The sequence below is a fragment of the Streptomyces sp. NBC_00461 genome (assembly GCF_036013935.1).
GTDB lineage: Bacteria > Actinomycetota > Actinomycetes > Streptomycetales > Streptomycetaceae > Streptomyces.
Window position 1 is genome coordinate 8,081,159 of the sequence record NZ_CP107902.1, and the last position, 19,040, is coordinate 8,100,198.

General features: G+C 69.7%; 19 protein-coding genes. 11 read left to right on the forward strand and 8 right to left on the reverse strand.

Annotation, left to right across the window (positions count from 1 at the left end):
- The first annotated feature begins 159 nt into the window (after positions 1-159).
- Positions 160-465 (forward strand): 4a-hydroxytetrahydrobiopterin dehydratase, encoded by a 306-nt coding sequence (locus OG870_RS37475; protein ID WP_266525220.1) that lies wholly within the window; start codon positions 160-162, stop codon positions 463-465.
- Positions 466-470: 5 nt separating this feature from the next.
- Entirely contained in the window at positions 471-1,220 is a 750-nt protein-coding gene (locus OG870_RS37480) for a class I SAM-dependent methyltransferase (RefSeq protein WP_266591293.1), read from the forward strand.
- On the opposite strand, the gene OG870_RS37485 is transcribed toward OG870_RS37480, so the two are convergent.
- The gene (locus OG870_RS37485; protein ID WP_266525222.1) at positions 1,198-1,665 is read right to left on the reverse strand and encodes a hypothetical protein; all 468 of its coding nucleotides are present in this window, start codon (positions 1,663-1,665) and stop codon (positions 1,198-1,200) included. The genes OG870_RS37480 and OG870_RS37485 overlap by 23 nt on opposite strands.
- On the reverse strand, positions 1,662-2,141 hold the full coding sequence (locus OG870_RS37490) for a hypothetical protein (RefSeq protein WP_266591295.1): 480 nt from the start codon (positions 2,139-2,141) through the stop codon (positions 1,662-1,664). The genes OG870_RS37485 and OG870_RS37490 overlap by 4 nt, the downstream gene beginning before the upstream one ends.
- 39 nt (positions 2,142-2,180) lie before the next feature.
- On the opposite strand from OG870_RS37490, the gene OG870_RS37495 reads away from it, so the two are divergent.
- Positions 2,181-3,131 carry a helix-turn-helix transcriptional regulator gene (locus OG870_RS37495; RefSeq protein WP_266591297.1) on the forward strand — a complete coding sequence of 317 codons (951 nt, stop codon included), beginning with the start codon at positions 2,181-2,183 and terminating at the stop codon, positions 3,129-3,131.
- 87 nt (positions 3,132-3,218) lie between these two features.
- Here the strand turns inward: OG870_RS37495 and OG870_RS37500 are convergent, their stop codons facing one another.
- Positions 3,219-4,130, reverse strand: coding sequence for a LysR family transcriptional regulator (locus OG870_RS37500; RefSeq protein ID WP_266591299.1), 912 nt, complete (start codon positions 4,128-4,130; stop codon positions 3,219-3,221).
- 70 nt (positions 4,131-4,200) lie between these two features.
- Here OG870_RS37500 and OG870_RS37505 point away from each other — a divergent pair, with 70 nt between their 5' ends.
- The gene (locus tag OG870_RS37505; RefSeq protein WP_266591301.1) at positions 4,201-5,139 is read left to right on the forward strand and encodes an NAD-dependent epimerase/dehydratase family protein; all 939 of its coding nucleotides are present in this window, start codon (positions 4,201-4,203) and stop codon (positions 5,137-5,139) included.
- Positions 5,140-5,155: 16 nt separating this feature from the next.
- Positions 5,156-6,040: an aldo/keto reductase gene (locus tag OG870_RS37510; RefSeq protein WP_266591302.1), complete on the forward strand. Its 885-nt coding sequence runs from the start codon at positions 5,156-5,158 to the stop codon at positions 6,038-6,040.
- Positions 6,041-6,174: 134 nt separating this feature from the next.
- On the opposite strand, the gene OG870_RS37515 is transcribed toward OG870_RS37510, so the two are convergent.
- Entirely contained in the window at positions 6,175-6,444 is a 270-nt protein-coding gene (locus OG870_RS37515; protein WP_266525233.1) for a hypothetical protein, read from the reverse strand.
- A 356-nt stretch (positions 6,445-6,800) separates the two neighbouring features.
- Complete coding sequence (locus OG870_RS37520) at positions 6,801-9,719, reverse strand: glycoside hydrolase family 48 protein (RefSeq protein WP_266591304.1); 2,919 nt, start codon at positions 9,717-9,719, stop codon at positions 6,801-6,803.
- Between the two features lie 292 nt (positions 9,720-10,011).
- Between OG870_RS37520 and OG870_RS37525 the strand changes: the two genes are divergently transcribed.
- Positions 10,012-11,481 carry a cellulase family glycosylhydrolase gene (locus OG870_RS37525; protein WP_266591306.1) on the forward strand — a complete coding sequence of 490 codons (1,470 nt, stop codon included), beginning with the start codon at positions 10,012-10,014 and terminating at the stop codon, positions 11,479-11,481.
- A gap of 80 nt (positions 11,482-11,561) precedes the next feature.
- Positions 11,562-13,280 carry a glycoside hydrolase family 6 protein gene (locus OG870_RS37530; RefSeq protein ID WP_266591308.1) on the forward strand — a complete coding sequence of 573 codons (1,719 nt, stop codon included), beginning with the start codon at positions 11,562-11,564 and terminating at the stop codon, positions 13,278-13,280.
- A 30-nt stretch (positions 13,281-13,310) separates the two neighbouring features.
- Here the strand turns inward: OG870_RS37530 and OG870_RS37535 are convergent, their stop codons facing one another.
- Positions 13,311-14,081: a phytanoyl-CoA dioxygenase family protein gene (locus OG870_RS37535; protein WP_266591310.1), complete on the reverse strand. Its 771-nt coding sequence runs from the start codon at positions 14,079-14,081 to the stop codon at positions 13,311-13,313.
- 163 nt (positions 14,082-14,244) lie between these two features.
- Between OG870_RS37535 and OG870_RS37540 the strand changes: the two genes are divergently transcribed.
- Entirely contained in the window at positions 14,245-15,129 is an 885-nt protein-coding gene (locus tag OG870_RS37540) for a class I SAM-dependent methyltransferase (RefSeq protein WP_266525246.1), read from the forward strand.
- Between the two features lie 118 nt (positions 15,130-15,247).
- The gene (locus OG870_RS37545; RefSeq protein ID WP_266525248.1) at positions 15,248-15,958 is read left to right on the forward strand and encodes an SDR family oxidoreductase; all 711 of its coding nucleotides are present in this window, start codon (positions 15,248-15,250) and stop codon (positions 15,956-15,958) included.
- Between the two features lie 49 nt (positions 15,959-16,007).
- On the opposite strand, the gene OG870_RS37550 is transcribed toward OG870_RS37545, so the two are convergent.
- Positions 16,008-16,703: a glycoside hydrolase family 75 protein gene (locus OG870_RS37550; protein ID WP_266591312.1), complete on the reverse strand. Its 696-nt coding sequence runs from the start codon at positions 16,701-16,703 to the stop codon at positions 16,008-16,010.
- Positions 16,704-16,895: 192 nt separating this feature from the next.
- On the opposite strand from OG870_RS37550, the gene OG870_RS37555 reads away from it, so the two are divergent.
- On the forward strand, positions 16,896-17,507 hold the full coding sequence (locus OG870_RS37555) for a hypothetical protein (RefSeq protein ID WP_266525252.1): 612 nt from the start codon (positions 16,896-16,898) through the stop codon (positions 17,505-17,507).
- Positions 17,508-17,715: 208 nt separating this feature from the next.
- Here OG870_RS37555 and OG870_RS37560 read toward each other — a convergent pair whose 3' ends face one another.
- Complete coding sequence (locus OG870_RS37560) at positions 17,716-18,552, reverse strand: aldo/keto reductase (RefSeq protein ID WP_323179463.1); 837 nt, start codon at positions 18,550-18,552, stop codon at positions 17,716-17,718.
- A gap of 334 nt (positions 18,553-18,886) precedes the next feature.
- On the opposite strand from OG870_RS37560, the gene OG870_RS37565 reads away from it, so the two are divergent.
- The gene (locus OG870_RS37565) at positions 18,887-19,036 is read left to right on the forward strand and encodes a pyrroloquinoline quinone precursor peptide PqqA (RefSeq protein ID WP_266525254.1); all 150 of its coding nucleotides are present in this window, start codon (positions 18,887-18,889) and stop codon (positions 19,034-19,036) included.
- Positions 19,037-19,040 lie beyond the last annotated feature (4 nt).

A 19,040-nucleotide genomic window follows, 5' to 3' on the forward strand; every position in this document is an offset into this window, starting at 1 on the left:
CTCCCGGCTCGCCTGTGCCCGCTCGCCTCTCCCCGCCCGCCGACGATCTCGGTGCCGTGCGTGTCCGCAGCCCCGTCATCGGGCACCCCCTTACTGACCAGGGCCGTCGTGGGACGGCTGTGGCAGGCTGAGGACATACCCCCAGGAAGGAGCGATGTCATGGCCGTCGAACCGCTGTCGCAGAAGGAGATCGAGGACCGGCTCGCCGAGCTGCCGGGCTGGTCCCTCGACGGGGACCGCATCACCCGCTCCTACCGGCTCGGCACGCACTTCGCCGCGACGGCGATGGTCGTGCACATCGCCCGGATCCAGGAGGAGCTCGGCCATCACAGCGACCTCACCCTCGGCTACAACACCGTGTCCCTTTCCGTGAACACGCACAGTGCGGGCGGCAAGGTCACCGAGCTCGACTTCGGGCTGGCCCGCAAGGTCGAGGATCTGGCTCAGGGCCACGGCGCACACTGACCCGCGTGCTCGACTACGACAAGGAAGCCGACGCGTACGACGTCACGCGAGGCGGCGAGCCCAGGGCCGCGGCCGCCGCAGACGCTGTGCTGCGCCTGGTCCCCGCCGACGCGGGCCGGCTCCTCGACCTCGCCTGCGGCACCGGGATCGTCACCAGGCGGCTCGCGGCCGCGCGGCCCGCCACCCGGGTGACGGGCGCCGACCTGACGTACGGCATGGCACGGATGGCGGCCGCCCGCCTGCCGGGCGCGGTCCTGCTGGCCGACGGCCGCCGGCTGCCGTTCCCGGATTCGACGTTCGACGCGGTCACCACCGTGTGGCTGCTGCATCTGCTCGACGAACCCGAGGACGTGCGGGCCGCGGTCGCCGAGTGCGCCCGCGTACTGCGGCCCGGCGGTGTGTACGTCACCACCGTCGACAAGGCCGCCGCACACGACGTCGGCAGCGACATCGACGCCGTCCTCGCACCGCGCCCGCGCCGCCCGGCCCGGGACGCCGGACCGCTCGTGGAGACGTACGCCGCCGCACACCGCCTGTGCCCGGCCGGGCAGGCCCGCTTCCCGGGCCACGGCCAGGGCCGCAGCCCCCGGCGCACCACCGCGGACCTGCGGCGCGGCTGGTTCACGGTGTTGCCGCCCGGCGACCCGGTCACCGAGCGCTTCGTGGCGCGGATCCAGGCGCTGCCCGACCAGGACCGGCCGCGCGCCGACCCGGAGTTCACCCTGCGTGCCTTCAGGAAGCCGACGGCCGGCTGAAGTCCATCGTCCAGTTGGTCAGCCAGGTCTGCCCGTCGTCGACGGAGAAGGCCTGCTCCCATCGTGCGGAGACCGGCGATACGCCCGCCCACACGTACCTCACCCGTACGTCCTTGCCGTCGTGGGTGTCGTCGCCGTGGAACAGGCCATGATCGCCGTCGAAGCGCCCGAGGACCGGCGGGAACAGCCGGCCGCTGCGGCTCGACGACCAGCTCAGCGACCACTCCTTCGTCTCCACGTCGAAGAGCCGGAGCGTGAGCCCCTTCGCGCCCAGGTGCGGCATGTCGATCTCGTCCACGTTCGCGGCCCCGTCGAACAACGGCCGGCACCAGTGCGTCGCCGGGAACTCCTCCCAGCCGCTGTCCGAGTCGAGGAAGTCGGTGCGGCGGCGGTTCACGACCTGCCACTCGCCGTGCAGGAAGTCGAAGTCGTGCGGGCTGCTCATGAGCGGTCTCCAGTGGTTCCTTCGGGCAGGGAATCGGCCAAGTAGGCGTCGAGGTCCGGGACTTCGGGGGTGAGCAGGTGCCGTACCCAGGCGTCCCGTTCGTGCAGGACCGGCGGCAGTTCGAAGACGCAGCCGATCCAGGGCAGTTCGGGCCTGACGAAGTGCGTCGGGTCGTGGTCGGGGCAGCCGATCACCGGCTGACCCGCCGCCGCGTTCGCGTAGTGCAGGACGTTGTCCCACACCCAGCTGTACGCGTTGATGTAGGCGCCGTCGTCGTTTCCCCTGTGCACGACGACGAAGGTCGCGGGCGGAGTGCCGTCCGGCTCCGGCAGCAGCTCCGGAAGGAACGCGTACGCCGCCTTCTCGACGTCCGGTGCGAGGCCGGCCGGGTCGGCGGTGACGTGATAGCGCTTGACGCGCCGCCCCGCCACCTCGATCGGCGGCGGCACGGTCAGGAGTTTTTCCTTGAAGGCCATGAAGGGAAGCTAGGCCGACTTCACTGACATCCTGTGTCAGTGAAGTCCAGCCGACTCGTCTCGATCCTGCTGCTGCTCCAGACCCGGGGCCGGATGACCGCCGCCCAGCTCGCCGAGGAGCTGGAGGTCTCCGTCCGCACGGTCTACCGGGACGTGGACGCGCTGAGCGCGGCCGGCGTCCCGCTGTACGGGGACGCGGGCCACGCCGGCGGCTACCGCCTGCTCGACGGTTACCGCACCCGGCTCACGGGCCTCACCACGGAGGAGGCGGAGGCCCTCTTTCTCGCCGGTGCCCCCGGTCCGGCCGCCGAGCTGGGTCTCGGCTCGGTCCTGGCCGCGGCCCAGCTCAAGGTCCGCGCAGCGCTGCCGCCGGAGCTGCGCGCGCACGCCGACCGGATCAGCGGCCGCTTCCACCTGGACACGCCCGGCTGGTACGCGGACGCCGAACCGACGCCGTTTCTGCCCGCGGTCGCCGACGCGGTGTGGAACAGCCGCGCGCTCGACGTCCTGTACCGGCGCTGGGCCGAACCCACCGATGTGGAGCGCCGCCTGGAGCCGTACGGACTGGTGCTGAAGGCCGGCCGCTGGTACGTCGTCGCGGGCCCGGGGCCGCGCACGTTCCGCGTCGACCAGATCCTCCGACTCGCCCCGGCCGGAGAGGAGTTCACCCGCCCGGACGACTTCGACCTGGCCGCGTACTGGACGGCGTACCAGCGAGACTTCCACGACCGGCTGTACCGCGGCGAGGCGCTGGTGCGGGTGGCACCGGGCGTGAAGCCGGTGAGGGCGGTGGACAGCCGTACGGACGACGACGGCTGGACCCTCGCCCGGGTCCCCATCGAGTCCGTCGAGCACGCGCATGGCGAGTTCCTGCGTCTGGGCGCGGACATCGAGGTGCTTCAGCCGCCCGAGCTGCGCGCGCGCATCGCCCGTACGGTGGCCGAACTGGCCGGAAGATACGGCAGCTTGCCGGAAACCGGCGGCGACTGAGCGTACTGAGAGTGCGGAATCCGTCCGTCCTCGACCTGTGAAACACCGGTACGGCCGGCGCTCGGCCGGGGGCTGCCCGAGGCGGGATCAACGCCCCTGATGCTGCTGCTCCGCCTGCTCACGAAGGGCTTGGATGAGCGTGGTGACGTGGGGCCGGTCGCTGCGGCTGATTGCGGCGACGCCGATGTGCCGGATCGGCCCCGGCTGCTTGATCGGGACGGTGCGCAGGCCAGGGATCTCCGGGGCGAGCGCGACTGAGGGGATCAGGGAGACTCCCATGCCTGCCGCGACGAGCGAACGGGCGAAGAAGTAGTCCGTGGTGGTGCCCCGCACTTCCGGATCGAAGCCGGCCCGCTCGGCGTAGCGGCGCAGGTAGGCCTCGGTTTTCAGGCAGCCGAGCACCCAGGGCTCGGCCGCCAGCTCGGCGAGGTCGAGCTCGCTGCGGTTGGCGAGCCGGTGACCTTGCGGCAGGACGACATACAGGGGGTCTTCCAGAAGCGGGGTCCACTCCAGGCCGGAGCTGCGGCCCGGACCGACGGGCAGCGGGCCGTCGAAGTGGTAGGCGAGTGCGAGGTCCACGGCGCCCTGGCGGACGAGCGGCAGGGTGTCCTCGGGCTCGCCCTCCCTGACGTGGAGCACGGTGTGGGGATGGGCTGCCATGAGCCGGGGCAGGGCGCCGGGCAGCAGAAGCCTGCCGCCGCTGGTGAAGGTGGCGACGGTGAGCTGTATGCGGCCGGTGCTGAGACGCTCGACCTGCTGTTTTGCGTGTTCGAGTTCGGCGGTGACGGATTCGGCGGCGCCCACCATGATCCGGCCGGCCGGGGTGAGGGTGACGCCGCGGGTGCTGCGGGCGACGACCCGGGCGCCGAGGCTGCGCTCCAGGACGGCCACGTGCTGGGAGACGGCCGAGGGGGTGAGGCGGAGGGCCGCGGCCGCCTGGTTGAAGCTGCCGTGCTCCGCCACCGCACGCAGGACGCGGAGCCGCTGCACATCGATCAACAGTTTTCCTTAATACGTTTCCAGTAAGTCAGCACTTCTGCTGATGACAGTAGGCGTCCACGATGGGGGCATGCAAAGCATCTGCGTCATCGGCGGAAGCCGGTACTTCGGAAAGCTCCTGGTCAAGCGCCTGCGGGCCGCGGGGCATCAGGTCACCGTAATCAACCGCGGTTCCACCCGGCCGCCCGCCGGTGTCGAGCACCTCGTGGTCGACCGCAACGACGAGGCAGCTCTGACGGCCGCGCTCGGTTCCCGCACCTTCGACGTGGTTGTCGACCAGGTCTGCTACACCCCCGTGCAGGCCGCCATCGCCGCCCGCGCCTTCGCCGGTCGCGCCCGGCGCTACGTCATGACCTCCACGATCGAGGTCTACGACCCGGCGACCGCCGCGCTGCCCGCTGTGCCGGCAGGCACGCCGGTACCGGAGGAGACCGTGGACCCGGCCACCTGGCGGGTGGCCACGGATCTGCCCTGGCACGACGACGCGTACCTGGAGGCGCACTACGCCGAGGGCAAGCGCCAGGCGGAGGCCGTCTTCACCGGCGCCGGCGGCTTCGAGTTCGCCTCGGTGCGCAGCGCCCACGTGCTCGGCGGCGGCGCGCAGGAATTCACCGGCCGGCTCGCGCACTACGCCGAGCGCATCGCCCAGGGCGAAGAGATCACCGTGCACGCGAAGGCACTGCCCACCGTCTTCATCCACTACGAGGAGCTGGCGGACCTGCTGCTGTGGGCGACCACGGCGACCTTCACCGGCCCGGTCAACGCCTGCTCCGATGGCGCGCTCGACGTGCACGACCTCGCCGAGATCGTCGCCGCGCAGGCCCGCCGGGAGCCCGTCCACCGGACGGTGGAGGCGGGGGAGGCGGCTTCGCCGTTCTCGTTCGACCGCCACTACGCCATGAGCAACGCCCGCGCGAAGGCGCTGGGCTTCTCCTTCTCCCGCACCACCGAGTGGCTGCCCGGTGCCGTCGCCGAAGCCCTCACCACCGAGCCGTCCCCCACCTCCTGAGGAACGGAGACCCACCATGCGGTACCGCACTGTCGCAGACACCACGGTCAGCGCCATCGGCCTGGGGGCCATGCCACTGTCCATCGAGCACCGCCCGGACGAGGCGCGGGCCATCGCCACCATCCACGCCGCCCTCGACGCCGGTGTCACGCTCATCGACACCGCCGACAGTTACCACTGGCACGCCGGCGAGGCCGGCCACAACGAGCTGCTGATCGCCCGCGCGCTGGCCCGCTACGGCGGCGACACCTCCGGCGTCCTGGTGGCCACCAAGGGTGGCCGCGGCCGCCCCGGCGACGGCAGTTGGACCGTCACCGCCACCCCCGCCCACCTCAAGCGCGCCGCCGAGGCATCCGCCAAGCGCCTGGGCGTCGACGCGATCGGCCTGTATCAACTGCACAAGCCGGACCCGGCCGTGCCCTGGGCGGAGTCCGTCGGCGCACTGCGCGAACTGCTCGACGCCGGCACGATCCGCGCCGCCGGGATCTCCAACGTCACCACGGTCCAGATCCGCGAGGCGCACGCCATCCTCGGCGACAGACTCGTCTCCGTGCAGAACCGGTACTCGCCGGCCGTGCGCAACAGCGAGCCCGAGCTGCGGCTGAGCACGCAGCTGGGTCTGGCCTTTCTGCCCTGGAGCCCCTTGGGCGGCATCTCGCGCAGCTCACTCGACGGCCCCACCGCCCCGACCTCGACGGTCACCGCCTTCCACCGCATCGCGCAGGACCGCGGTGTCAGCCCGCAACAGATCGCCCTGGCCTGGCTGCTCGCCCACTCCCCGGCAGTGATCCCGGTACCGGGAGCCAGCCGCCGGACCTCCATCACCGACTCGGCCCAAGCCGCCGACCTCACACTGACCACGGAGGAACTGACCCGGCTTGAGGACGCCCTGCCGGGCTGAGGCGGGTCACGGGTCGCCGCTTGCCGAAGTTGACCGAGGACGGCTGGGACCTGGTGCCTCGATCCGCCGACGGTCTGCATGCCGTGACGGAAGGTGGTCGCCCGCAGGCTGCGGGCGACCAGCTCGCCGGTCGGTCAGAGGCCGCCCAGCAGGCCGCCCAGGAGACCGGTCACGATGCCCAGGAGGCCGCCCAGTAGGTCGCCCGAGGAGCTGTCGTCGTCCGACGGAGTGAGACAGGCCTCGTGACCGAGGAGGGACACGTGGGTCGTTCCGGCGCACGTGCTCGGGGTGTCGGTCGTCGGAGCCGCAGAGGCGCTCGGCGCCATCAGGGTCAGAGCGAGTACGGGAGCGGCGAGGACGGCCGCGACGCGGGCGCGGGTCGACTTGCGGGTGCGCTGCGACATAAGTGACCTTTCGCAGGTATGGGAAATCTTCCTCGATCAGGCTCACGCGGTTGGCTGCACTCCGCAACTCGGACGTCGCTCACAGTGACCGCGGCCTGGTCAGGCACAGTTTCCCGGGAAGCCGTAGGCACTCGCCGCCGCCCTTCCGAAGCCAATCCTCCTTCCGAAGCCGATCCTCCTTCCATGGAGGAGCGTGCGAGTGCCGGGCGACCCCCAGAGCTGGTAGGGGTCGCCCGGCCGGTGGGTCCCGCCGTCAGGTGGCGGGACCACGGACGCGGAGCCTTCAAGCGCTTCCGCGGAGCCGCGACGGACCTGCGGTCACGTAACGGCCCAAGCCGCGGAGCGCTCGGCGGGGGCTATTCGAGAAGCTCCGCGTACGAGCCCATGGCCATGGCGATGTCCGCCTGGGCCCAGAACCGGTGATACGTGAACGACGGTGCGGCCCCGCCCGCCAGGTACGCCTCGATCTTCGACCAGGCAGGGTCGTTCTTGTAGAAGGACCGCAGTGAGGCGAACGTCGACGACGAGTTGATCGCGTCCCCGTTCGGCATCTTGCCGCTCCAGCCGTTCGGCACGTACACCGTGTCGTTGAAGCGGTTGTAGTCGGCGCGGGTCTCCGGCACGGCGATGCCGAGTCCGTCCTGGTAGTTGTTCCACATGCCGTCCAAAAGCGCCTTCGCTGTCGTCTTCGCCTCCGTGTCACCGGACTTGGCGCCGTAGTACGTCAGGGTCTTGGCGAACGCGGCCGCCACACCGACGTCATTGGTGTAGTCGGCGACGGTGACGTGAAGTCCACTGTTGGCACCGGGACTTGACGCGTTCCAGGTGTCGGGCCGGCCCGACCACTGAAGCGTCGACGGGATCTGGTAAGTGCCGTCCGGGTGGATCGTGGTCTTGGACAGCGCCCAGTCGACCCACTTGTCGAGGACCGCCTTGGCCTGCGCGTTGCCCGTCTGCTGGTAGTACTCGGCGACCCGCTCCATGGACCACGCCTGGAAGCCGAACCACTGGTTGGACGGCGGGTCGTGGTAGACGGGCTGCTGGTCGTAGTACATGCCGTAGAAGGTCGGCGTACCGGCCGGCGGGCTCGCGTAGCGCCCGGCCCAGCTGTTGGTCGCGCCGCCCGCGATGGCGCCCTCGTCCGACTGCAGCCAGCGGTAGAACTCCAGCTGCCGGGTGAGCGAGGTGCCCCAATCGGCGGCCCCTGTCGAGGACTTGGGCTTCAGGTCGGCGTACGAGCTGAGCGCGTACGCCGCCAGGGGGTTCTGGTAGCCGCCGTGGACGTGGCTGGAGCCGATACGCCAGGACCAGCCCCCGTTGGTGTCGGTCGCGCCGCCCCAGGCGTAGTACCAGGACAGCAGATAGGCCGAGGCGTCCTTGCCGGTGCCCGCCGCACACGTCGACGGCCCCACGCAGTTGCCGATTTTCTTGAAGTACTTGTCGTACATGGCGTAGCGCAGATAGTCGCCCATCTTCGCGGCCTTGCCGACGGTGGCGGAGACGTCGCTGCCCTTGCCCTGCCCCTTCGCCCACACGTCGGCCCAGTACGCGGCCTGCACCGCACGCGCGTCGGCGTCCGGGGCGTCCGTGTACTTCCACTGCTTGGCGTAGGAGGAGTCGCCGGTGAACAGGTCCAGGTACCCGTTCGTCCCGCCGTACTTGAAGGCGTCGCAGGTCGGCTGCGGCACCGTCTCCCACACCGACTCGTGCGGACCGCGCTGGAAGGTGTTGATGTACGACGGCCCGGTCTTCGTCGGCCCGCCCTCGCAGGTTCCGCCGGGGGTGTTGCCGTAGCCGTAGACGTTGTCGACGTCCTGCAGCCAGTGCATGCCGTAGACGTCGTCGGTGCCGTAGGCGGACTTCAGCTCACCCGCGATGGGATCCGAACCGACCGGGACCGACTGGTCCAGCTTCGCCGGATACTCGTTCGGGGTGTCCAGCTCGGGCGCGTACGTCGCCGGCTTCGAGGCGTTGTAGAAGGAGGTGGTGGGCTGGTCGGCGTGGGTCGGGATCATGTATTTCTCCATGAGGGCCCAGGCGCCGTTGAACTTGGACCAGTCACCGGTGACCTTGCCGTACATCGCCTGCAGCCAGAGAAGGTAGCTGTAGGCCTCCGACGTGGTCTCGTGGCCCTGGTCAGGGGCCTCGACGATCAGCGTCTCGACCGAGTGGTAGGGGATGCCCTCGGGCGAGAAGTAGCCGTTCGCCGGGTTGGTGATCTTGCCGTACATGTCCAGGAAGCGGGCGTCGTACGCCTTGGCGGCCGCCAGCTCCGTCACCGTGACCGAGGCCTTGGCGTGGCCCGTCGCCGTCGACTCGAAGGTCGCCGAACCGGTGCCGGAGGCGTCGGCGGTGACGGTCACCTTCTGCGCGGTGCTCCAGTTGGAGGGCGTGAAGGTGAGCGAGGCACCGGCGGTGACCGACAGGCCCGAGGCGCCGCTCGCGCGGGCTGTCGTGACGGTCACGTTCGACGCGGGCTTCGTCGACAGTTTGATGTCATACGTGCCCGACTTGCCCTGCTGGACGCCCAGTTGGGTCGGCGAGGCGACCACGGCGGGACCCGAGGCGACCGTGATGCCGACGGGAGTCGACTCCGCGGACGCACCCAGGCTGTCGTACGCCTTCGCCACCAGCGAATGACTGCCCACGGTCAAACCGGAGGCCGAGAGTGTGAAGGGCGAGCTGGTGTCCGTGCCCAGCAGGGTCGTGTCGTCGTAGAACTCGACCTTGCTGATCGTCGCGTTGTCGGCCGCGGCGGCGGTGGCCGCGAGCGGGACCGCGTCGCCCTGTGTGTAGACCGCGCCCGCGGCGGGGCTGGTCAGCACGGCCATCGGCGGCTGGTGTGCGCCGGCGCAGGCGGTGCCGTTGACCGCGAAGGCCGTGGGGGAGGCGTTGGTGCCGCTGTAGGTGAACTGCGCACCGGTCGAGACGGCGGCGCCCGCGGCGATCTTCGCGTTGTACCCGGCGTCCTTCACGCTGATCGACTGGCCGGACTGGGACCAGGTGCCGCTCCAGCCGTTGGTGAGCTTCTGGTTGCCTCCGTACGCGTAGGTGAGGGTCCAGCCGTCGATGGCGTCGGTGCCGCGGTTGGTGATGGTCAGATCCGCGGTGAAGCCGGATCCCCAGTCGTTCGTCTTGTAGTCGACGCTGCACTGAACTGCCGCCGCCTGGGCGGGAGTTGTGCCGGTGCCGAGCATCGTGAGCGGAAGAGCGAGAGCAGCCACGGCAGCGGTCCACAACCGCCGCGTGGCGCGGCGTCTCCGTCTGGAGTGCATGTGCTGGTTCCTCCTTGCGGCTCGGAAAACAGTGGGGGAAGGGAGGAGCGACAAGCCTTGAACCAGTGGGAGCGCTCCCATAGTGAGGAAGGGGGTGGGGGCGGTCAAGGTGGTTGAAGAGTCGAAAAGATTCGACGTGCTTTGGCGCAAGTGAGTTGAGGGAAAGTCAGCGAATGTCTGCAACTCCCCTGTCCTTTGCTGTCACTTGGCGCTAGCTTCGTTGACACCAGTGGGAGCGATTCCATCAGTCGACGCGTCCGTCACGGCGCGCCCGAACTGCAAGGAGTCGCTCATGCGACACCCCCCGCGTTCATGTCTTTTAGCCGTTGCCGCTGCCGTGGCCCTGGTGGGCACGGCGGTCGCACCGGTCGTCTCGGCACAGGGAGCCACGCCTTCCTGCTCGGTGGAGTACTCCGTCACCGGCCAGTGGGACTCCGGCTTCCAGGGTGCCGTGAAAATCACCAACAACACGGCGGCCGTGAGCAGTTGGAGCCTCGGCTTCGACTTCGCGGACGGCCAGAAGGTCAGTCAGGGCTGGAACGCCAAGTGGTCCCAGTCCGACAGGACGGTCACCGCGACCAACGAGAGCTACAACGGCACGCTGGCCACCGGCGCGAGCGTCAGCGCCGGGTTCCTCGCCTCCCGGTCGGGGAGTAATACCGTACCGACGTCGTTCACGCTCAACGGGACCGCGTGCAACGTCGATTCGGAGCCGACGCCGACCGAGCCGCCGGGCTCGGGCGACGCGGCGGCACCCGCCCTGCACGTCTCGGGGAACAAGCTCGTGGACGCCGCGGGCGCGCCCCGACGGCTGCTCGGCGTCAACCGCTCCGGCGGCGAGTTCATGTGCGTGCAGGGCCGCGGCATCTTCGACGGGCCGGTCGACGACGCCGCGATCCGGGCGATCGCCGACTGGAAGGCGAACACCGTCCGCATCCCGCTCAACGAGGAGTGCTGGCTGGGACTCTCCAACATCCAGTCGCAGTACGGCGGCGCCCACTACATCGACGCGGTCAAGGACCTGGTGGCTCGCGTCGAGGCGCACGGCATGACACCGATCGTCGAACTGCACTGGACCTACGGCCAGTACACCGGCAACTCGGCGGGCTGCTCCGACGTGCACGCCACCTGCCAGAAGCCGATGCCCGACATGCAGTACACCCCGTCCTTCTGGTCCTCGGTGGCCGGTACCTTCAAGAACGACCCCGCGGTCGCCTTCGACCTGTTCAACGAGCCCTACCCGGACCGTGCCACCTCCACGACCACCCAGGCGTGGCAGTGCTGGCGCGACGGCGGCACCTGCCCCGGCATCGGGTACGAGGTCGCCGGAATGCAGGATCTCGTCGACGCCGTGCGAGGCACGGGCGCCCGGAACGTCATCCTGGCCGGCGGCCTGGCGTACTCGAACGACCTGACTCAATGGCTCACGTACAAGCCCGCCGACCCGACGGGCAATCTCGTCGCCGCCTTCCACGTCTACAACTTCAACACCTGCGCGAGTGAGAGCTGCTGGAACTCCACCCTGGCTCCGGTGGCGGCCCAAGTGCCGCTGGTGGCAGGGGAGATCGGCGAGAACACCTGCTCGCACCCCTTCGTCGACCGGGTCATGAAGTGGTTCGACGACCGGAGCCTGTCCTACCTCGGCTGGACCTGGAACACCTGGGACTGCTCCTCCGGCCCCTCGCTCATCTCCGACTACGACGGCACTCCCACGTCGTACGGCATCGGGCTGCGCGACCACCTGCGCGCCCTGAACGGATAGTCCTCGACAAGCCTCATCGAGCCCCATCAATCCCCATCAATCCCCTTCAAGCCCCGACAAGAAGGCAGGAACCCGCACTCATGAGTCGTACCAGAACAGCATTACTCGCTTCCCTGGCGCTGGTCGCCTCGGCCGCCGGAACCGCGACGGCCGTCGTCCCCGGAGACGCCGGCGTGGCCGCCGTCCCCTGCACCGTCGACTACAAGGTGCAGAACCAGTGGGACACCGGCTTCACCGCCGCCGTGACGGTCACCAACAACGGTGCCGCCAAGAGCAGTTGGTCGGTGAAGTGGTCGTACGCCGGAAACCAGAAGGTCACCAGCGGCTGGAACGCGAAGGTCAGCCAGAGCGGTGCCGACGTCACCGCGGCCAACGAGACCTACAACGCGGCCCTGACGACCGGAGGTTCGGTCAGCTTCGGGTTCCAGGGCACCTACAGCGGCTCCAACGCGATCCCGGCCACCTTCAAGCTCGACGGTGTGACCTGCAACGTCGACTCCACCGGCCCTACGGACCCGACTGATCCGACCGACCCGCCGGGACCGGGCACCAAGGTCGACAACCCGTACTCCGGCGCCAAGGTGTACGTGAACCCCGAGTGGTCCGCGAACGCCGCCGCCGAACCGGGCGGCTCCCGTGTCTCCAACCAGCCCACCGGCGTATGGCTCGACCGCATCGCCGCCATCGGCGGCGCGAACGGCCGCATGGGGCTGCGCGCCCACCTCGACGCGGCCCTCGCCCAGAAGGGCAGCGGCGAGGAGGTCGTCCAGCTGGTCGTCTACGACCTGCCCGGACGTGACTGCTCGGCCCTCGCCTCCAACGGTGAGCTCGGCCCGACGGAGATCGACAAGTACAAGACGCAGTTCATCGACCCGATCGCGGCGATCCTGTCCGACAGCAAGTACAGCTCGCTGCGGATCGTCACCACCATCGAGATCGACTCGGTGCCCAACCTGGTCACCAACACCGGCAGCCGCGCCACCGCCACCCCGCAGTGCGACACGATGCTCGCCAACGGCAACTACCAGAAGGGCGTCGGTTACGCGCTCGCCAAGCTCGGCGCGATCCCCAACGTCTACAACTACATCGACGCCGGCCACCACGGCTGGCTCGGCTGGGACGACAACTTCGGCCCCTCCGCCGCGCTGCTCCACCAGGCGGCCACCAGCGAGGGCGCGACCGTCGACGACGTGCAGGGCTTCATCACCAACACGGCGAACTTCAGCGCCCTGAAGGAGAACAACTTCGCCATCGGCGACTCGGTCAACGGCACGTCCGTGCGCCAGTCCAAGTGGGTCGACTGGAACCGGTACGTCGACGAGCTGTCGTACGCCCAGGCCTTCCGCAACCAGGCGGTCTCCGCCGGTTTCAACCCCGGCATCGGCATGCTGATCGACACCTCCCGCAACGGCTGGGGCGGTACCGCCCGGCCCGCCGGACCGGGTGCCAAGACCAGCGTGGACACCTACGTCGAGGGCGGCCGCTACGACCGCCGCATCCATGTCGGCAACTGGTGCAACCAGTCCGGCGCCGGCCTCGGCGAGCGTCCGCAGGCGAACCCGGCCGCCGGGATCGACGCGTATGTGTGGATGAAGCCGCCGGGTGAGTCCGACGGCGCCAGCTCGGCGATCCCGAACGACGAGGGCAAGGGCTTCGACCGCATGTGCGACCCGACGTACACGGGTAACGCCCGCAACGGGAACAACATGTCGGGTGCGCTGCCGAACGCTCCGCTCGCCGGGCACTGGTTCTCGGCGCAGTTCCAGCAGCTGATGACGAACGCGTATCCGCCGCTCTAGGCTCCGGCGGTTGCGCTGCGTCCGCCGGGGTCAGGCCTCGTGGGTCAGGCCCCGGCGGATGGCGAACTCCACCGGTGAGTAGTCGCCGTCCGGGCGCTGTAGGTCATAGGGAACCGCGGGGTGCAGCGGCGGCTGTGCCATGAAGCGGGGACGTGTGCCGTGATGCGGCTGGGCGGCGTGCACCAGGAACGGGTGGCAGAGGTACACGTCGCCCGGGCGACCGGTGGCGTAGGCGAGAGGGCGGTCGGCCGAGGCCGCGTCGACCTTCGGGCCGAGCTCCAGGAACGACGCGCCCTCGTCGCCGTACGGCTCAAGGACCGAGGGCACGTCGAGGTGCGAGCCCACCCGGACGCGGGTCGGGGCGTCGGCCTCGGTGACCTCGCTGAAGAGGAACAGCATGAGCAGGGCCCGCTCCCTGGACCGCAGGTTGGTGTGCCACAGGGTGGCGCCTTCGGGGAGGTAGCTCCCTTCGATGTGCCAGCCCGTGTCCTCGGGTTCCTCCTCGTGCGGGAACCGGAGCGGGAAGGTGCCGAGCGAGTAGCGCGGCGCCCAGCGGCGCTCGCCCACCAGCAGGTCGAACGCCTCATGCAGAACAGGGGAGTTGACCGCGGCCGCGAACGGTCCCTGTGCCATCCCGGCCACCCGCACCACCGGGTCCTTCCAGGTGCCGGGGTCCTCGGGGTCGTATCCCGTCTCCCGCCACAGCAGCCGCGCACAGTCCTCGGCGACCCTCGGCGGAAACGCTCCCTCGATCTTCACGAACCCGTCCTCGAGGAAGTTCTCCACCAGCCTGTCATCCATCGGGCCATCGTCGGCGACCGGCCTCCGACCACGCACCTCATTTTCCGGCGTGCTCCATCCCCGCGTTTCTTGCCGTGGTTTTTTGCTGCCTCGGCAATGGCACTGGCCGCGCCCCGGTGCGTCGGCGCACGCTGGGCCGGACGCGGACGAGAGGCTGACCACCATGGCGCACGGACACCACCACGGACACGGCGAGCACGACCACACCGACATCGACTGGGTCGAGATGGCCCCGTTGCTGGAGTCGCAGGCCGAGCTCATGACGTCCCTGTACGAACGGGCCATGGCCTGGCTGACCGACAAGCAGACCGAACCGGGGCTGATCGTCGACGCCGGCAGCGGGCCCGGCGTCGTCGCCTGTCTGCTCGCCGAGGCGTTCCCGGGTGCGCGGGTCGTCGCGGTCGACAGCTCCGAGCCGCTCCTGGAGCGGGCCCGCACGCGAGCCGACCGGCTCGGCGTCGGGGACCGCTTCGGCACGCTCGCCGGTGAACTGCCGGGCGCGCTGGACGAGTTGGCATACCCGGCGGATCTGCTGTGGGCCAGCCGCAGCCTGCACCACCTCGGCGACCAGCGGGCCGCCCTCGCCGCCTTCGCCGCACGGCTGGCACCCGGCGGCACGCTGGCGATCATGGAGGGCGGTCTGCCCGCGCGCTTCCTGCCCCGTGACATCGGGATCGGCCGCCCGGGCCTGCAGGCCCGCCTCGACGTGCTGGAGGAGGAGTGGTTCGCGCAGATGCGGGAGAGCCTGCCCGGCGCGGTCGCCGAGACCGAGGACTGGCCGGCCCTGATGACGGCCGCGGGCCTCAGGTCCACCGGCACCCGCACCTTCCTGCTCGACCTGCCCGCACCGGCCAAGGACCGTGCGCGTGCCCATGTCGCCGCGACCCTCTCCCGTATCCGCGAGGGCTTCGGCGACCAGCTCGACCCCGAGGACCGCACCACCCTCGATCGCCTCCTCGATCCCGACGACAAGGCGAGCGTCCACCACCGGCCGGACGTGTTCGTGCTCGCGGCACACACCGTGCATACGGCGGCGCACGCGATGTGAGCCGTGCCGTACCGCGGCACCCGCGGCTCTTGACTTCGAGAAGGCTCCAACTGATCTACTCCCACCGTCGGTCCGGGACACCGGGTCGAGACACGAGGACGAGACACCGGGGGTAGTCATGTCCAACAGCACCGAATCTCCCGTCGCCCTGATCACCGGCGGGGCCACCGGCATCGGCGCCGCCGCCGCGCGGCAGCTGCTCGGCGCCGGGCACCGGGTGGCCGTCACCGGGCGCCGAAAGGAGCGGCTGGACGCGCTCGCCGAGGAACTCGGCGGTCCCGAAGGGCTGTTGACGATCGTCGGCAACGCGTCCGAGTACGCGGATGTGCAGGCGGCGGTCGACAGTACGCTCAAGGCATTCGGCCGACTGGACACGGTCGTGGCCAACGCCGGCGTCGCGACTCACGACACCGTCGCCGACGGTGACCCGGCCGGCTGGACCGAGATGGTGCTGACCAACGTCCTCGGCCCGGCCCTCCTCGTCCGCGCCTCCGTCGACGCGCTGAAGGAGACGCGGGGCCGGATCGTCCTGGTCGGCAGTGTCGCCGGTTTCGTGAACGGGCCGGGCAACATCTACGGGGCGACCAAGTGGGCGGTGACCGGCCTCGCCGAGAACACCCGCCGTCAGGTGACGGAGTTCGGCATCGGCGTCACGCTGATCGCGCCGGGCCGGGTCGAGACCCCGTTCTGGGACGGCATGGGCAGCCTGCCGCCCGGCCATCTGCTGACGGCCGACCAGCTTGCCGAGTCGATCGTCTGGGCCATCCGGCAGCCGGAGGGCGTCGACGTCAACACCGTCGTCGTACGGCCGATCGGGCAGCCCAACTGACCCCGCCGCAAAGGCCGGTCGGGCCGCCCGAAGCCCTCCCCGGGCGGTTCTAGTTGTTCTGCAGGAACTGTTTGGCCAGCTTGTCGCCCAGCGTGACTGCCGCGCTGTGGCTCTCGATGGGGGAGACCTGCGAGTTCTTGAACACGATGTAGGTCACGCCGGAGTCGGTGCCACCGGTCTCGGGGTTGGAGTCGATACCGAGGGCCTGGGCGGTGGCGTAGGACGCCTCGCCGATGATCTTCGTCGGTCCGGTGTCGCCGACCACGGCGTACTCGACCTTGTTGTTGTAGATGACCGCGACCACGCCGCCGCCCTTGATGCCGGCTCCGGAGTAGTTCCAGATGCTGCTGGAGCTCGGCACGACCACGTACGGCAGTGAATCGGCCTTGAGCGGCTTGCCGTTGGACTGGTGGAACGCCGTGTCGTCCTGATACCAGGGGTCGGTGTCCTCGTTGCACTTCGAGGTGCGCTGACCGTCGCAGTCGATGTCCATGTCGGCCTTCCAGAACACCGCGCCGTTCTTCCCGCACACGGGGATGCCGGCCGACGTCTCGTCGTCCGTCTTGTACTTGCCGTTCGAGATCTGCTGACACGACGTCACCTTGGCGAGCAGGTCGGCCGCGCTGACCGAGCCCTCCTGGGTGGACGCGGGTCCTGCCGTTCCGGAGGCGCTGGCGGGGAGCACTCCGGCGGCGAGCAGGGCGGCCCCGGAGGCCGCGGCGAGGGTCAGTGTTCGTATGCGCACTGTGGGGGACCCTTCTGTTAGGAAAGTTTCCTTACTCGGGTGCCGTACAAGGTGGCCCCCTTTGCATGCGCTCGTCAACCCCCCTGGTCCAGACTTCTGTAACCCACCCTGATTGCAGTGATTTGCCCGGAGGGGAAGACTGGCCATATCGAACATTCCAGATATGTGGCCACTTCTGGGAGGCGAGGCGTCATGTTCGTTCGCACCGTGTACGCGACCGGAGATCCCTCGAAGGTCGAAACGGCCCTCAGGGCGTTGAACTCGCAGGGGCGGGACCTCCTGGAGGAGCGCCCGGGATACCGCGGGTCGGGCATCTTCGTGGACCGTGAGCTCGGCAAACTGCTGGCGGTGAGCTGGTGGGAGTCCGAGGACACCCGGCGCAACAGCGACGAGGTCATGCGTGAGCGGCGGGCGTCGCTCCTGGAGCCGTTCGCGGCCACGACCGCCGTCGACAACTACGAGGCGGTGGTCTTCCATCAGGTCCGGCAGCCCGCGGCCGGCGGCGGACTGCGGCTCACCAGGCTGGAGTTCGACCCCATGGACGCGGACCTGCTCGCAGAGACCTTCCGCGCGTCGGTGGTCCCCAGGCTGGAGACCCTGGCCGGCCTGGCCAGGGCGTCCCTGCTGGTCGACCGGGAGCGTGGGCGCGGCCTGGTGGGCGCGCTGTTCACGGACCGCCACTCCCTCACCGCGTCCCGCGGGGCCCAGGCGGCGGCCCGGCACGAGGGCGCGGCCAAGGCGCATGTGACCGTGACCTCGCTGGAGGAGTTCGAGGTCGTCTTCACGGACGTGCGAGGCGGCTGACGCATGTCGGGCGTGACTGCGACCCACCGTCCGGCGTGACGGCGACCCACGTCCGGTCTGACGGCGAACTACGTCCGGTCTGACGGCGGAACGCGTCCGGCCCAGCGACTGACGCACATCCGGCCTGACGGTGAGACACGTCCGCCCCGCCGCGCGGGAGTCGCGTGGCGGGGCGGACGCCTGTGCGGGCCGGGCGTAGGTGTCGGTGTCAGCCCATGTTGAAGGTGGTCGGGTCGGGGCCCAGGCGCCGGTCCTCGTTCAGTGCGCTGATCGCCGCCAGGTCCTCGGTGTCCAGGCTGAAGTCGAAGACCTCGATGTTCTCCTTGATCCGGGACGGCGTCACGGACTTGGGGATCACGACGTTGCCGAGCTGGAGGTGCCAGCGCAGCACGACCTGGGCCGGGGTGCGGCCGTGCTTCTGGGCGATGGCGACCACGGCCGGGACCTCCAGGAGGCCCTTGCCCTGGCCCAGCGGCGACCAGGCCTCGGTGGCGATGCCCTGCTCCGCGTGGTACTCGCGGGCCGCGTGCTGCTGCAGGTGCGGGTGCAGCTCGATCTGGTCGACGGCCGGGATGACCGACGTCTCGTCGATGAGCCGCCGCAGGTGGTCCGGCTCGAAGTTGGAGACACCGATCGCGCGGATACGGCCGTCGGCGTGCAGCTTCTCGAACGCCTTGTACGTGTCGACGTACTTGTCCCGCTGCGGGGTCGGCCAGTGGATCAGGTACAGGTCGACGTACTCGAGGCCGAGCTTCTCCAGCGACGTGTCGAACGCGCGCAGCGTGGAGTCGTACCCCTGGTCGGAGTTCCAGAGCTTGGTGGTGACGAAGATGTCCTCGCGGGGGACACCGGAGGTGGCGATCGCCTTGCCGGTGCCCTCTTCATTGCCGTAGATCGCCGCTGTGTCGATGCTGCGGTACCCGGACTCCAGCGCGGTGGCGACCGCCCGCTCCGCCTCGTTGTCCGGCACCTGCCAGACGCCGAAGCCCAGCTGGGGCATCTCGACGCCGTTGTTGAGGATGATCGGGGGGACCTTGCTGCTCACGAGCTTTTGATCCTTACGGTTGTCGTCAGGTGGCACTCCCATCGTCAACGATCACGGGCCGTGATGCATTCCTGACGGGAGAATCCACAGAGGATCCACTGAGATTCCACCGGAACTGACCCGTGAGTCAGTGCCCCGCGGTCGAGGTTGGCCGGAAATGCATCCGACGTCTTCGGTCCGGACCATTGACCGCCACCCCTTTCTCCAGCAACTCTGGATCGCGCCACCGAACGAGTTCATGAACTTGGTGCATGCATGTGAACGCCTCGCGCCTGTCTGGGCATCTGAGACGCATTTGAGACCCCCCACCCCTCAGGGAAGCAGGTACAGCCACATGAACGAGACGCTTCTTCACGCCCTCCGGACGGACCAGCCCGCCCTGGAATCGCCGGAGACATCGGATGAAAAGGTCTGGCGAAGCCCCGGTTACATGGTCGTGGAGACCGCACTTGAGGTGACCGCCTACGCCCTCGGCGACCGCTGACCGG